The organism is Streptomyces crystallinus, assembly GCF_039521265.1.
Taxonomy (GTDB): domain Bacteria; phylum Actinomycetota; class Actinomycetes; order Streptomycetales; family Streptomycetaceae; genus Streptomyces; species Streptomyces crystallinus.
Genome location: NZ_BAAACA010000037.1, coordinates 178441 through 191435, shown reverse-complemented (window position 1 = coordinate 191435; position 12995 = coordinate 178441). Strand labels below are relative to the sequence as shown.

Annotated in this window: 12 protein-coding genes; 6 read left to right on the top strand and 6 right to left on the bottom strand. The window is 72.8% G+C overall.

Annotated elements, in window-relative coordinates; all coding sequences use genetic code 11:
* Positions 1-59: 59 nt before the first annotated feature.
* The gene (locus ABD236_RS26035; RefSeq protein ID WP_344077452.1) at positions 60-1100 is read right to left on the bottom strand and encodes a S1C family serine protease; all 1041 of its coding nucleotides are present in this window, start codon (positions 1098-1100) and stop codon (positions 60-62) included.
* A 580-nt stretch (positions 1101-1680) separates the two neighbouring features.
* On the opposite strand from ABD236_RS26035, the gene ABD236_RS26030 reads away from it, so the two are divergent.
* Together ABD236_RS26030 and ABD236_RS26025 are read left to right on the top strand one after the other, a co-directional pair.
* Positions 1681-2577: an NUDIX hydrolase gene (locus ABD236_RS26030; RefSeq protein ID WP_344077450.1), complete on the top strand. Its 897-nt coding sequence runs from the start codon at positions 1681-1683 to the stop codon at positions 2575-2577.
* 61 nt (positions 2578-2638) lie between these two features.
* Complete coding sequence (locus ABD236_RS26025; protein WP_344077448.1) at positions 2639-3469, top strand: MBL fold metallo-hydrolase; 831 nt, start codon at positions 2639-2641, stop codon at positions 3467-3469.
* A 95-nt stretch (positions 3470-3564) separates the two neighbouring features.
* Here the strand turns inward: ABD236_RS26025 and ABD236_RS26020 are convergent, their stop codons facing one another.
* The gene (locus ABD236_RS26020; protein WP_017947815.1) at positions 3565-4239 is read right to left on the bottom strand and encodes a Crp/Fnr family transcriptional regulator; all 675 of its coding nucleotides are present in this window, start codon (positions 4237-4239) and stop codon (positions 3565-3567) included.
* A 557-nt stretch (positions 4240-4796) separates the two neighbouring features.
* On the opposite strand from ABD236_RS26020, the gene nth reads away from it, so the two are divergent.
* From nth to ABD236_RS26000, 4 genes are all read left to right on the top strand, one after another.
* Positions 4797-5804, top strand: coding sequence for an endonuclease III (gene nth / locus ABD236_RS26015; protein WP_344077533.1), 1008 nt, complete (start codon positions 4797-4799; stop codon positions 5802-5804).
* 107 nt (positions 5805-5911) lie between these two features.
* On the top strand, positions 5912-6679 hold the full coding sequence (locus ABD236_RS26010; protein ID WP_344077445.1) for an NUDIX hydrolase: 768 nt from the start codon (positions 5912-5914) through the stop codon (positions 6677-6679).
* A gap of 12 nt (positions 6680-6691) precedes the next feature.
* Complete coding sequence (locus ABD236_RS26005) at positions 6692-7915, top strand: MarP family serine protease (protein ID WP_344077443.1); 1224 nt, start codon at positions 6692-6694, stop codon at positions 7913-7915.
* A 46-nt stretch (positions 7916-7961) separates the two neighbouring features.
* Positions 7962-9302, top strand: a complete 1341-nt coding sequence (locus tag ABD236_RS26000) for a 6-phospho-beta-glucosidase (protein WP_344077441.1) — start codon at positions 7962-7964, stop codon at positions 9300-9302.
* 32 nt (positions 9303-9334) lie between these two features.
* Here ABD236_RS26000 and ABD236_RS25995 read toward each other — a convergent pair whose 3' ends face one another.
* From ABD236_RS25995 to nhaA, 4 genes are all read right to left on the bottom strand, one after another.
* Complete coding sequence (locus tag ABD236_RS25995) at positions 9335-9514, bottom strand: hypothetical protein (protein ID WP_344077438.1); 180 nt, start codon at positions 9512-9514, stop codon at positions 9335-9337.
* A gap of 378 nt (positions 9515-9892) precedes the next feature.
* Positions 9893-10849: an alpha/beta fold hydrolase gene (locus ABD236_RS25990; protein WP_344077436.1), complete on the bottom strand. Its 957-nt coding sequence runs from the start codon at positions 10847-10849 to the stop codon at positions 9893-9895.
* Positions 10846-11307 carry a phage holin family protein gene (locus ABD236_RS25985; RefSeq protein ID WP_344077434.1) on the bottom strand — a complete coding sequence of 154 codons (462 nt, stop codon included), beginning with the start codon at positions 11305-11307 and terminating at the stop codon, positions 10846-10848. The genes ABD236_RS25990 and ABD236_RS25985 overlap by 4 nt, the downstream gene beginning before the upstream one ends.
* A gap of 75 nt (positions 11308-11382) precedes the next feature.
* On the bottom strand, positions 11383-12786 hold the full coding sequence (gene nhaA / locus ABD236_RS25980; protein ID WP_344077432.1) for a Na+/H+ antiporter NhaA: 1404 nt from the start codon (positions 12784-12786) through the stop codon (positions 11383-11385).
* Positions 12787-12995 lie beyond the last annotated feature (209 nt).

Sequence of the window (12995 nt, the reverse complement as noted above, 5' to 3'; positions counted from 1 at the left end):
GCGGGGTCCGGGTCGGGTGCGGCTGTGGCTGCGGCCGTTGTCCAGCGTCGCATGCGGGATCAGCTCGCGCTGCTGTTCCCGCCGCCGTCGCCGCCGTTGCCGCCGCCGCTCTCGCCGCCGGCGCGGAGGGAGGCGAGGTCGGCCTTGACGGTGTTCACCGGGATGGCGAACCCGAGCCCGACGCTGCCCGCCGCCGAGGAGGACTGGGCGCCCGCGGAACTGGGGCTGTACATCGCCGAGTTGATGCCGACGATGTTGCCGTTCATGTCGATCAGGGCGCCGCCGGAGTTGCCCGGGTTGAGGGAGGCGTCGGTCTGGATGGCCTTGTACGTGGTCTTGGAGGACCCGGTGTCCCCGTTGAACTGCTGCCCCCCGAACTCGAAGGGCCACCCGCCACGCCCACGGCCGTCCTGCCCCTGCCCCTGCCCTTGCTCCTTGGGGACGGTGACGTCCCTGTTGAGGGCGGAGATGATGCCGCTGGTGACGGTGCCGGTCAGGCCCTCGGGGGAGCCGATGGCGACGACCTGGTCGCCGACGCTGAGGTTGTCGGAGTTGCCGAGACTGGCGGCCTTGAGCCCGCCGGCGCCCTGCACCTTGATGAGGGCGAGGTCCTTGCCCGGGTCGGTGCCGACGACGCTCGCGGTGTACGTCTTGCCGTCGCTGGTCCGCACTTTGACCTGGTCGGCGCCGGCGATGACGTGGTTGTTGGTGACGATCTCGCCGCCGGAGGTGATGATCACGCCCGACCCGGTGGACTCTCCCGAGGTGGAGGTCGCGCTGATCTCCACGATGCTGGGGGAGACGGCCTTGGCGACGCCGGAGACGGTGCCGCTGGTGCTCCGGGAGGCGTTCGTCCCCGCGACGCCGGGCGCACTGGCGCTGCTGTCGTTCCCCGCCCACCGCTCCACGAGCGTGGCGGTCCCGCCCCCCACGGCCGCGGCGGCGATCGCGACGGCGGCGAGGAGGCCGACGGGGCGGCGGGCCCGGCGGCGGGTGGGCCCGGGCCCCGGCTCGTACGCGGGCGGCGGCGGGTAGCTCCCCGCGCCCTGCGGGTACGGCTGCGGCTGCGGCTGGTTCGGCTGCTGCTCGGGGAAGGTCATGTGCATCACCTTCGCGGGGCTGGATGAGAGGGGTCTGAGGACGGGGTGAGAAGGGAGGCAGAAGGGCGTTTGCCCGAAATAAAGACGCCACCCCACCGGGCCGTTGCCTGCCCCTCCCCACCCCTTCCCCAAACCCTCCGGGGGCGGCCAGGCCGTCTCGCGCCTGCGGGCCGCGCCCCTGATCGGGCCGGACTTTGTCTGCGGGTGAGTGGTGGGCTGGTCGCGCAGTTCCCCGCGCCCCTTGGGTAGTCGGCCGCAGCCCGGGACTTCAGCTCAGCCACGAATCTTTTAGGGGCGCGGGGAACTGCGCGAGCAACCGGCCACCGGCCCGCAGATGAACAACCGGCCCGATCAGGGGCGCGGGGAACTGCGCGAGCGACCCGCCACCGGCCCGCAGACGAACAACCGGCCCCCGGGGCGAAGCTCCCGGCTGCCCGCCAGAGGGCTTTCGGGAAGGGGCGGGGTGGGGAAAAGCCCGCCGCAGGCGGTAACCGGGGACGCGGGCCCCAGCCCCCCACACCGGCCCGCACAGACGCGGCGCAGACTCGAACATGCGCGCGCCGCGAGATAGCCTCCGCCCATGCCCAACGGACAGTGGTACCCCCCGGAATGGCCGGCCCGCATCCACGCCCTGGCCACCGGCACCCTCACCCCCGTCCCACCCCGAAGAGCCGCCACCGTCCTCCTCCTCCGGACCCACACCGGGGGAGCCGGAGGAACCGGAGAAGACGGCCTCACCGTGCACATGCTGCGCCGCCGCACCACCATGGCCTTCGCCGGCGGCGCCTACGCGTACCCCGGCGGCGGCGTCGACCCCAGGGACGACGCCCACCGGATCGGCTGGGCCGGCCCCACCCGCGAGACCTGGGCCGCACGCCTCGGCGTGGACGCCGACGCCGCCCAGGCCATCGTCTGCGCCGCCGTCCGGGAGACGTACGAGGAGGCCGGCGTCCTGCTCGCCGGCCCCGACGCCGACAGCGTCGTGGGCGACACCACCGGCGACGACTGGGAGGCCGACCGCCAGGCCCTCGTCACCCGCGCGCTCTCCTTCGCCGAGTTCCTGGAGCGCCGCGGCCTGGTCCTGCGCTCGGACCTGCTCGGCGCCTGGGCCCGCTGGATCACCCCGGAGTTCGAGCCCAAGCGGTACGACACCTGGTTCTTCGTCGCCGCGCTCCCCGAGGGCCAGCGCACCCGCAACGCCTCCACCGAGGCCGACCGGACCGTGTGGATCCGGCCCGCCGACGCCACCGCCGGGTACGACGCGGGGGAGCTGCTGATGATGCCCCCGACCGTCTCGACCCTGCGCGCCCTCCTCCCGTACGCCACCCCCGCCGAGGTGATCGAGGCGGCGGCGGCCCGCGACCTCACCCCCGTACTGGCGCGGGCGACCCTCGGCGACGACGGGGAGATCGTGCTGAGCTGGCCGGGGCACGACGAGTTCACCAAGCGGGTACGTACCGTCGAGGACACGCCATGACCACCGGCACCCCACCACCGTGCCCGCTCCCGCTCCCGCCCACCATGGAAGGTGCCCCCGCGTGACCGAAGCCGCGGCCCTCCCCGGCCAGCCCCGTGGCGGGGTCCTGTCCGGCCCCGCCACGACCCGTACCGTCAACGTCCTCGCGCCCAACCCCTCCGCGATGACCCTCGACGGCACCAACACCTGGATCGTCGCCGAGCCCGACTCCGACCTGGCGGTGGTCGTCGACCCGGGCCCCCTCGACGAGGTCCATCTGCGCAACGTCATCGCCACCGCAGAGGAGATGGGCAAGCGGATCGCCCTCACCCTGCTCACCCACGGCCACCCCGACCACGCCGAGGGCGCGGCCCGCTTCGCCGAGCTGACGCGTACGCACGTCCGCGCGCTGGACCCGGCGTTGCGCCTGGGCGGCGAGGGGCTGGGCGCCGGTGACGTGATCACGACCGGTGGCCTGGAGATGTGGGTGGTGCCCACCCCGGGCCACACCTCCGACTCCCTCTGCTTCCATCTGCCCGCCGACGGGGCCGTACTGACCGGGGACACGGTCCTGGGGCGCGGCACCACCATGGTGGCGCACCCGGACGGCCGCCTCGGCGACTACCTCGACTCCCTGCGCCGGCTGCGCTCGCTCGCGGTCGACGACGGCGTCCACACCGTGCTGCCCGGCCACGGCCCGGTCCTGGACGACGCGCAGGGCGCCATCGAGTTCTACCTCGCCCACCGCGCCCACCGGCTGGCCCAGGTGGAGACGGCCGTGGAGAACGGCCACACCACGGCAGCCGAGGTGGTGGCCCGGGTCTACGCGGACGTCGACCGCTCCCTGTGGCCGGCCGCCGAGCTCTCCGTACGCGCCCAGCTGGAGTACCTGACCGAGCACGGCCTCATCTAGCCGGTGGTCTGCGGCCGGTGGCCGACAACGCGGCGGGCCCGCCTCCCCGAGGGGAAGCGGGCCCGTACGTACGCGTACGAAGGCGCGCGGGCGCCTCAGCGCGAGCGCTTCGCCAGCCGCTCCACGTCCAGCAGGATCACCGCACGGGCCTCCAGCCGGAGCCAGCCGCGCTGCGCGAAGTCCGCGAGGGCCTTGTTGACCGTCTCGCGGGAGGCGCCGACCAGCTGGGCCAGCTCTTCCTGGGTCAGGTCGTGCACCACGTGGATGCCCTCCTCCGACTGCACGCCGAAGCGGCGCGACAGGTCGAGGAGCGCACGGGCGACCCGGCCGGGGACGTCCGAGAAGACCAGGTCGGACATCTGGTCGTTGGTCTTGCGCAGTCGGCGGGCGACGGCGCGCAGCAGCGCCGTGGCCACCTCGGGCCGGGCGTTCAGCCACGGCTGGAGGTCGCCGTGGCCCAGGCCCAGCAGCTTGACCTCGGTGAGCGCGGTCGCGGTGGCGGTGCGCGGGCCCGGGTCGAAGAGGGACAGCTCGCCGATGAGCTCGCCGGGGCCGAGGACCGCCAGCATGTTCTCGCGGCCGTCGGGGGAAGTGCGGTGGAGCTTGACCTTGCCCTCGGTGACCACGTAGAGGCGGTCGCCGGGGTCGCCCTCGTGGAAGAGGGCGTCGCCGCGGGCGAGCGTCACCTCACTCATCGAGGCGCGGAGCTCCGCGGCCTGCTCGTCATCGAGCGCCGCGAAGAGCGGGGCGCGCCGCAGAACGTCGTCCACGAGTTCTCTCCTTGTCGACCGGTACAGGGGACCGTGCTGCCCATTTTGCCGGACGGGGTAAACAGTGCGATCAATCACACGGGTAATCACAAGGATGACGCACCCGAATGCCGGACTGTGCGCCAGGGGGCCGATTGGGGTGCTGATTCGCTGTGGCCGGGGCGGATGTCGGTGGGTGGCTTTAGGCTGGCCGGGTGTCCAATTCGCCGGTGAGAGCGCAGGCCAGGGGGGCCGTACGAGTGTCCGCAGGCAGTGATTCCGCTGTGGGCGAACAGCCCGCGGGTAAACCGAAAAAAGCCGCGAAAGAATCAAAATCGGCCAATCGGGCCGCGTCGGCACCCGAGCCGGGCCCGGGCGCGTCGACCGGGTCGGGCGCGCCGGGCGGGCCGGCCGGGCAGGGCGAGTCCAGCGTGCCGGGCGGACCGGCCGCGCCGGATGCGCCGGACGCGCCCGCGAAGCCGGACGCGCCCGTGAAGGCCGCGCGGAAGCAGGCCGCGCGGAAGCAGGCCGTCGGTAAGCAGGCCGTCGGTAAGCAGGCCGCGCCCAGGAAGGCCGCCGTGAAGGAGGCCCCTGCCGAGCCCGCCGCCAAGGCAGCCAGGAAGGCCCCTGCCAAGGCAGCCGAGAAGGCTCCCGCCGAGCCCGCAAAGGCCGCGAAGAAGGCCGTCGCCGAGCCCGCGAAGACCGCCAAGGCCACGAAGAAGGCGGTCGCCAAGCCCACGAAGGCCGCGAAGACCGCCGAAGCCGCGAAGCCCGCCAAGAAGGCCGTCGCCCCCGCCAGGGCCGCCCTCAAGCCCGCCAAGCCCGAGTCCCACGTCGCCATGGTCCGCCGCGCCCGGCGGATCAACCGGGAGCTGGCGGAGGTGTATCCGTACGCCCACCCGGAGCTCGACTTCCGCAACCCCTTCGAGCTGCTGGTCGCCACCGTCCTGTCCGCGCAGACGACCGACCTGCGGGTCAACCAGACCACGCCCGCGCTGTTCGCCGCGTATCCGACCCCGGAGGAGCTGGCGGCGGCCGACCCGGAGGCGGTCGAGCAGCTGATCCGGCCCACCGGGTTCTTCCGCGCCAAGACGAAGTCGATCATGGGGCTCGCCGCCGCCCTCCGCGACGAGTTCGGCGGCAACGTGCCGGGCCGCCTGGAGGACCTGGTCAAGCTCCCGGGAGTGGGCCGCAAGACGGCGAACGTGGTCCTGGGCAACGCGTTCGGAGTCCCCGGGATCACCGTCGACACGCACTTCGGCCGACTGGTCCGGCGCTGGAAGTGGACCGACGAGGAGGACCCGGTCAAGGTCGAGGCGGTCGTCGCCGAGATCTTCCCCAAGAGCGAGTGGACGATGCTCTCGCACCGGACCATCTTCCACGGCCGCCGCATCTGCCACGCCCGCAGACCCGCCTGCGGCGCCTGCCCCATCGCCCCGCTCTGCCCGGCGTACGGGGAGGGCGAGACGGACCCGGAGAAGGCCAAGAAGCTCCTGAAGTACGAGAAGGGCGGCTTCCCGGGCCAGCGGCTCTCGCCGCCCCCGGACTACCCGGGGCTCCCGGCCCCGCCGCTGGAGGCCGGCTGACGGATCGCGGCACAGGAGCGGAGGAGCTCGACGAACGAACGCGAGGGCCGGGGCGGAACGAACGCGACCGCCCCGGACGTTGTGACCGGTGGACGACGGGGGTGCCTATGACGCACGCGAGTGACACCAGCAAGACGAGTGACCCCAGCAGGGCGTACGGGAGCGGCGCGGGCGCTCAGGGCGGCGTGAGCGCCCCCGACGGCCGCCAGGGCCCTGCCGTGAGCCGTGCCGGGCTGCCCGAGTGGCTCGACCCCGTCGCGCGCGCGGCCGACCGGATCGAGCCGCTCCAGCTCAGCCGGTTCCTGCCGCCCGAGAGCGGCGCCGGGCGCCAGTCCGCCGTGCTGATCCTCTTCGGCGAGGGCCCGGCCGGGCCCGAGCTGCTGCTGATGGAGCGCGCCAGCCAGCTGCGCTCGCACGGCGGCCAGCCCTCCTTCCCCGGCGGCGCCCTCGACCCCGAGGACGGCGACCCCCGGACCACCGGCCCGCTGCGCGCCGCCCTGCGCGAGGCCGAGGAGGAGACCGGCCTGGACCCCGCCGGGGTGCAGATCTTCGGCGTGCTGCCCCGGCTCTACATCCCGGTGAGCGGCTTCGTGGTGACCCCGGTCCTGGGCTGGTGGCGCGAGCCGACGCCGGTGCGGGCGGTGGACGCGGCGGAGACCGCCCGGGTCTTCACCGTCCCCGTGGCGGATCTCACGGACCCGGCCAACCGGGCCACCGCCGTCCACCCGCGCGGCCACGCAGGACCGGCCTTTCTGGTCGAATCCGCCCTCGTGTGGGGCTTCACGGCCGGGGTGATCGACCGGTTGCTGCACTTCGCGGGCTGGGAGCGGCCCTGGGATCGCACCAGGCGGGTCCCGCTCGACTGGCACGCGTGACAGGCTGACCTCGTGAACGTGCTGGACATCCTGTTGCTGGTCGCCGCCGTGTGGTTCGCGATCGTCGGCTACCGCCAGGGCTTCGTCGTCGGCATCCTGTCGGTGATCGGCTTCCTCGGCGGTGGTCTCATCGCCGTGTATCTGCTGCCGGTCATCTGGGACCAGCTGACCGACAAGCGGGAGGTGTCGACCACCGCCGCCATCGTGGCGGTCGTCGTCGTGATCGTCTGCGCCTCCGTGGGCCAGGCCTTCACCACCCACCTGGGCAACAAGCTGCGCCAGCACATCACCTGGTCGCCCGCGCGCGCCCTGGACGCCACGGGGGGCGCCCTGGTCAACGTGGTGGCGATGCTCCTGGTCGCCTGGCTGATCGGCACCGCGCTCTCCCCGCTGGCCGACCCCCAGGACTCCTCCAGCCGGGGGAACGCGCTGGGACGGGCGGTCAACGACTCCCAGATCCTGCGCGGCGTGGACAAGGCGATGCCCAAGCAGGCGTACACCTGGTTCTCCGACTTCTCCTCGATGCTCGCGCAGAACGGGCTGCCGCAGGTCTTCGCCCCGTTCACCAACGAGTCGATCACCAAGGTCCCGCCGCCCGACGAGGCGCTGGCCACCAGCCCGGTGGCGGCCTCGGCCAAGCGCTCGATCGTCAAGGTCACCGGCACCGCCCCGAGCTGCGGAAAGCGCCTGGAGGGCACCGGCTTCGTCTTCGCCGAGCGCCGGGTGATGACCAACGCCCATGTGGTGGGCGGCGTGGAGGACCCGAAGATCCAGATAGGCGGCCAGGGGCGGACGTACGACGCGACGGTGGTCCTCTACGACTGGCGCCGTGACATCGCGGTCCTGGACGTGCCCGACCTGAAGGCGCCGGTGCTGCGCTTCGCCTCGCAGCAGGCGCACAGCGGCAGCGGCGCGATCGTCGCGGGCTTCCCCGAGGACCAGCCGTACGACGTGCGCGCCGCGCGCGTGCGCGGCCGGATCACCCCGCCCGGCCCGGACATCTATCACCGCGGCACGGTCACCCGCGAGGTCTACTCGCTCTTCACCACGGTCCGCCCCGGCAACTCCGGCGGCCCCCTCCTCACCCCCGACGGCAGGGTCTACGGAGTGGTCTTCGCCAAGTCCCTCGACGACCCGAACACCGGCTACGCGCTGACGGCGAACGAGATCCGCGAGGACATCCAGCTGGGCCGCACCGCCAACCAGCAGGTCGACAGCCAGCAGTGCGCCCTGTGACCGCGCCACCGCCCCGCTGACCCCCTGACTCCCCGAAGAGGCCGGAATGCGACTGACGATCCTCGGCGGCGGCGGTTTCCGCGTCCCGCTCGTGTACGGCGCCCTGCTGCGCGACCACGCCCCCGGCAGGGTCACCGAGGTCACGCTGTACGACGTGGACGCGGCCCGGCTCGCCGCCATCGCCCGGGTCCTGGCCGACCAGGCGCGCGGCGTCCCGGACGCCCCCGCCGTCCGGGCGGTGACCGACCAGGACGAGGCGCTGCGCGGCGCCGACTTCGTCTTCTCCGCGATCCGCGTCGGGGGTCTGGCGGGCCGCGCCGCCGACGAGCGGATCGCGCTCGCCGAGGGCGTGCTTGGCCAGGAGACGGTCGGCGCGGGCGGTGTCGCGTACGGACTGCGGACCGTGCCCGTCGCGGACGCCGTCGCCCGCCGGATCAAGGCGCTCGCCCCGGACGCCTGGGTCATCAACTTCACCAACCCGGCCGGTCTCGTCACCGAGGCCATGGCCCGCCACCTGGGCGAACGGGTGATCGGCATCTGCGACTCACCGGTCGGCCTGGCCCGCCGCGTGGCCCGTACGGTCGGCGCCGACCCCGACGCCGTACGTCTGGACTACGCGGGTCTGAACCACCTGGGCTGGCTGCACGGGCTCTACGAGGGCGACAAGGACGTGCTGCCGCGGCTGTTCGCCGACGACGCGCTGCTGACCTCGTTCGAGGAGGGCAGGCTCTTCGGCGCCGACTGGCTGCGCTCCCTGGGCTCGGTGCCCAACGAGTATCTGCACTACTACTACTTCAACCGCGAGGCGGTGGCCGCGTACCGGCAGGCGGAACTCACCCGCGGCGCCTTCCTCCTCGACCAGCAGGCGCGCTTCTACGCGACCGTGGCCGACGGCGGGCGGGCGTGGGACGCCTGGGACCGCACCCGCGCCGAGCGCGAGGCCACGTACATGTCCGAGAACCGGGAGGTCTCGGGCGCGGGCGAGCGCGCCGCCGACGACCTGGAGTCGGGCGGGTACGAGAACGTCGCCCTGGCCCTGATGCGGGCCATCGCGCGCGACGAGCCGGCCACCCTGATCCTCAACGTCCGCAACGGCGCCTCGCTGCACGCCCTCGACGCCGAGGCGGTCGTCGAGATCCCCTGCCACGTGGACGCGTCAGGCCCCCGCCCGCTCCCCGTGACCCAGCTGACGGGCCATGAGGCGGGCCTGGTCAGCGCGGTGAAGGCGGTCGAGCGGTGTGTCCTGGAAGCGGCCGCCGCCGGGTCGGCGCGAGCGGCGGTGAAGGCCTTCGCCCTGCACCCGCTGGTCGACTCCGTCCAGGTGGCCCGACGCCTTCTGACCGGCTACCGGGAGGCCCATCCGGGGCTCGGGTATCTGCGTCCGTAGGAGCCGAACGTCACCGCGCTCCGGCGGAACGCTTACGTACGGGTATGGCGCAGCCGGGCCGAGACCCAGCGGGCCCGGCGGCGGAGGATACGCGGAATACCGAGTTGGGGATCATGGCCCTGACCTTGCGGGCCACCCCTCTCGTGCGAAATCGGCGCGGTGGCCGAGCGGCGGTTGCGTGCTGCGTCACCGTAGTCGTGCGTCCAGCCCATACCCCGACGTCTGCCCGGGCCCCAAGGTCGGTAACCGCGTCTCGGGGGGCCAATTGGCCTATGCGCCGGGCATTTGGCTGTTCGTCAGACAAGCGTTCCCTTCCGCTCGCCGGACGCCGCCCGCCGGCTCAGCGATCGGGCTCGGGGTCCTTCAGCCAGTTAACCAGCTCCGCCGAGAACGCGGCCGGATCCTCCTCGTGAGGGCTGTGTTTTCCCGGGGGATGACCCCCGGACCCCCAGCCGGGAGGGGGCTTCACCTGTCCGGTTCGGGGTCCTTCAGCCAGTTCACCAGCTCCGCCGAGAACGCGGCCGGATCCTCCTCGTGAGGGCTGTGTTTTCCCGGGGGATGACCCCCGGACCCCCAGCCGGGAGGGGGCTTCACCTGTCCGGTTCGGGATCCTTCAGCCAGTTCACCAGCTCCGCCGAGAACGCGGCCGGATCCTCCTCGTGAGGGAAGTGGCCCAGGCCGTCGAACAGCCGCCAGCGGTAGGGCGCTTCGACGTACTCGCCGGAGCCCGCCGCGCTGCGGGTGCGCATCACCGGGTCGAGCGAGCCGTGCAGATGCAGCGTCGGTACCCGTACCGGCCGCTTCATCCGGCGGTTGAACTGGATGCCGTCCGGGCGGGCCATCGAGCGCACCATCCAGCGGTACGGCTCGATCGAGCAGTGCGCGGTCGACGGGATGGTCATCGCCCGCCGGTAGACCTCCACGGCCTCGTCCTCCGGGGCCACCGGCCCCGACCACTCCCGCATCAGCCGCCCCACCAGAGCGGCGTCGTCCGCGACGAGCTGACGCTCCGGCACCCACGGCCGCTGGAAGCCCCAGACGTACGAACCCGCCCGCGACTGGGAGAAGTCCGAGAGCATCGCGGAGCGCCAGCGCCTCGGGTGCGGCATCGAGGAGACGACCAGCCGACGCACCAGCTTGGGCCGCATCACGGCCGCCGTCCACGCCAGATAGCCGCCCAGGTCATGGCCGACCAGCGCCGCGTCGGGCTCGCCCAGCGACCGTACGACCCCGGTGATGTCCAGCGCGAGGTTGGCCGGGTCGTAGCCCCGGGGCGTGCGGTCGCTGCCGCCGACCCCGCGCAGGTCCATCGCGACCGCCCGGAAGCCGGCGTCGGCGAGCGCGGTCAGCTGGTGCCGCCAGGTCCACCAGAACTGCGGGAAGCCGTGGAGCAGCAGCACCAGCGGCCCGTCACCCAGCTCCGCGATGTGGAAGCGCGCCCCGTTGGCCGCCACGTCCCGGTGTGTCCAGGGACCCTCCATACGGACAGGGCTGCCGTTGCCGCCAGGGCTGCCCGTGGCGCCGGTACCGGTATCAGGTGCGGTCATGCAGACGAGCGTGCCACAGCCGGGGCCTGCTCCGTGACCGGGCGGGGATGCGGCTTGACGCCCCCGAGCACGGCGGCGGTCCGCTTGGCCGAGGCGATGGACTTCTCCGGCGGCTTGACCTTCTTGAACTTGGCCACCGACAGCGCCGCGAGCAGGCCCGCGAGCAGCAGGAACGCGCCGCCCACGATCAGGAACGACCAGGCGAGGCCGAGGCCCAGGTTGTGGATCCCGTACGCCGCCGCGAAGCTCAGCACCGGCAGCGAGAACAGGACGAGCACTCCCGCGGTACTGATGGCGAGGCCACCGATCGCCCCGCGCTTGACGTCCTGCCGCAGCTCCGCCTTGGCGAGCGCGATCTCGTCGTGCACCAGCGCGGACATCTCGGCGGTCGCCGAGGCGACCAGCTGGCCGAGGCTGCGGTCGGCGCCGCCGAGGGCGGTGTTGCTGGGGTCGCTCATTCGCTGACTCCCTCTTCTCTTCTCCGGTCCCGTCATCTCCCGGCCCAGATGTCCTTCTCCGGCCCAGATGTCAGATCATGCCGGACGGTCGGCCTCGTCGCTCCCCGCCCCCGCCAGTTGCGCGAGGCGGCGGTGCTCGGCGGCCTTCTCCTCGTACAAGGAGGCCATCCGCAGGTGGTAGGCCGGATTGTGCTGTTCGTACACATCCGGGATGCCGTCCTGGTCCTCGTCGCGCTCCTCCTCGTCGACCAGCGCCTTGTAGCGGCGCACCCGCAGCTTCAGCAGGACGGTGGCGAAGACGGCGGCGATCAGTGAGCCCATCAGCACGGCCGCCTTGATCTCGTCCGCGAGCGCGCCCTCGCCGTCGAAGGCCAGCTCGCCGATGAGCAGCGAGACGGTGAAGCCGATCCCGGCGAGCGCGGCCACCGCGAAGACGTCCGGCCAGGCCAGGTCCTCGTTGAGCTCCGCCCTGGTGAACCGCGCGGCGCACCACGTGCCCCCGAAGATCCCCACCGTCTTGCCGACCACCAGCCCGAGCACCACGCCGAGCGTCTCCGGCCGGGTGAACACGTCCGCCAGCGCCCCGCCGCTGACCACGACCCCGGCCGACATCAGCGCGAAGAGCGGTACGGCGAGCCCGGCGGAGAGCGGCCGCACCAGATGCTCGATGTGCTCGCCGGGCGAGTGGTCCTCGCCCTCCCGGCGGGTGCAGCGCAGCATCAGGCCCATGGCGACGCCCGCGATGGTGGCGTGGACGCCGCTGTTGTACATCAGCCCCCAGATGCCCAGGGCGAGCGGTACGTACACGTACCAGCCGCGTACGCCGACGCGCAGCAGCACCCAGAAGAGGACCAGGCCGGCCGCGGCGCCGCCGAGCGCGACGAAGTCGATCTCCTTGGTGAAGAAGACGGCGATGATCAGGATGGCGAAGAGGTCGTCGACGACGGCGAGCGTGAGCAGGAACGCGCGCAGCGCGGACGGCAGCGAGGTCCCGATGACCGCGAGCACAGCGAGCGCGAAGGCGATGTCGGTGGCCGTCGGCACGGCCCACCCGTCCATCTCCCCGCCGCCGACGGTGTTGACCAGCGCGTATACGAGCGCGGGCACGGCCATGCCGCAGAGCGCGGCGATCACGGGCAGCGCGGCGGCCTTGGGGTCGCGCAGCTCGCCCGCGACCAGCTCGCGCTTGAGCTCGATACCGGCGACGAAGAAGAAGACCGCGAGGAGGCCGTCGGCGGCCCAGTGCTGGAGCGAGAGATCGAGCCCGAGGGCGTCGACGCCGACGTGGAAGTCCCGTACGTCGGCGTAGCTGCCGCCCCAGGTGTTGGCCCAGATCAGCGCGGCGATTGCGGCGACGAGCAGCAGCACTCCGCCGACGGTCTCGGCGCGCAGCGCCTCCGCGACGAAGTTCCGCTCGGGCAGGGAGAGCCGCTGGAGGAACTTCCGGCTGCTGTCCTTGAGACTGTCGGGCGCGACCACGGGGTGACCTCCGGTCGGGTTCGGCGGGCATGACGAGCACGTTGCCGACCAGACTTCCCGGCGCACCAGGTCATTACTTTACCTAAGCCTTTACCCGGATGCGGATGGGGATGATTCCGGCGATCTTCACCTTATGGGGGAGCGGGGTGCGGGGCACGCGCGCGCCTGCGGACCGGTGACGGGTTGCCCGCGCCCCTGAACCGGCTTTC

What these genes read in the sequence shown, in the direction of transcription:
- ABD236_RS26035 (WP_344077452.1), bottom strand. Translation starts at nt 1,100, where the DNA reads ATGACCTTCCCCGAGCAGCAGCCGAACCAGCCGCAGCCGCAGCCGTAC.
- ABD236_RS26030 (WP_344077450.1), top strand. Translation starts at nt 1,681, where the DNA reads ATGCCCAACGGACAGTGGTACCCCCCGGAATGGCCGGCCCGCATCCAC.
- ABD236_RS26010 (WP_344077445.1), top strand. Translation starts at nt 5,912, where the DNA reads ATGACGCACGCGAGTGACACCAGCAAGACGAGTGACCCCAGCAGGGCG.
- ABD236_RS26000 (WP_344077441.1), top strand. Translation starts at nt 7,962, where the DNA reads ATGCGACTGACGATCCTCGGCGGCGGCGGTTTCCGCGTCCCGCTCGTG.
- ABD236_RS25995 (WP_344077438.1), bottom strand. Translation starts at nt 9,514, where the DNA reads ATGGGCTGGACGCACGACTACGGTGACGCAGCACGCAACCGCCGCTCG.
- ABD236_RS25990 (WP_344077436.1), bottom strand. Translation starts at nt 10,849, where the DNA reads ATGACCGCACCTGATACCGGTACCGGCGCCACGGGCAGCCCTGGCGGC.
- ABD236_RS25985 (WP_344077434.1), bottom strand. Translation starts at nt 11,307, where the DNA reads ATGAGCGACCCCAGCAACACCGCCCTCGGCGGCGCCGACCGCAGCCTC.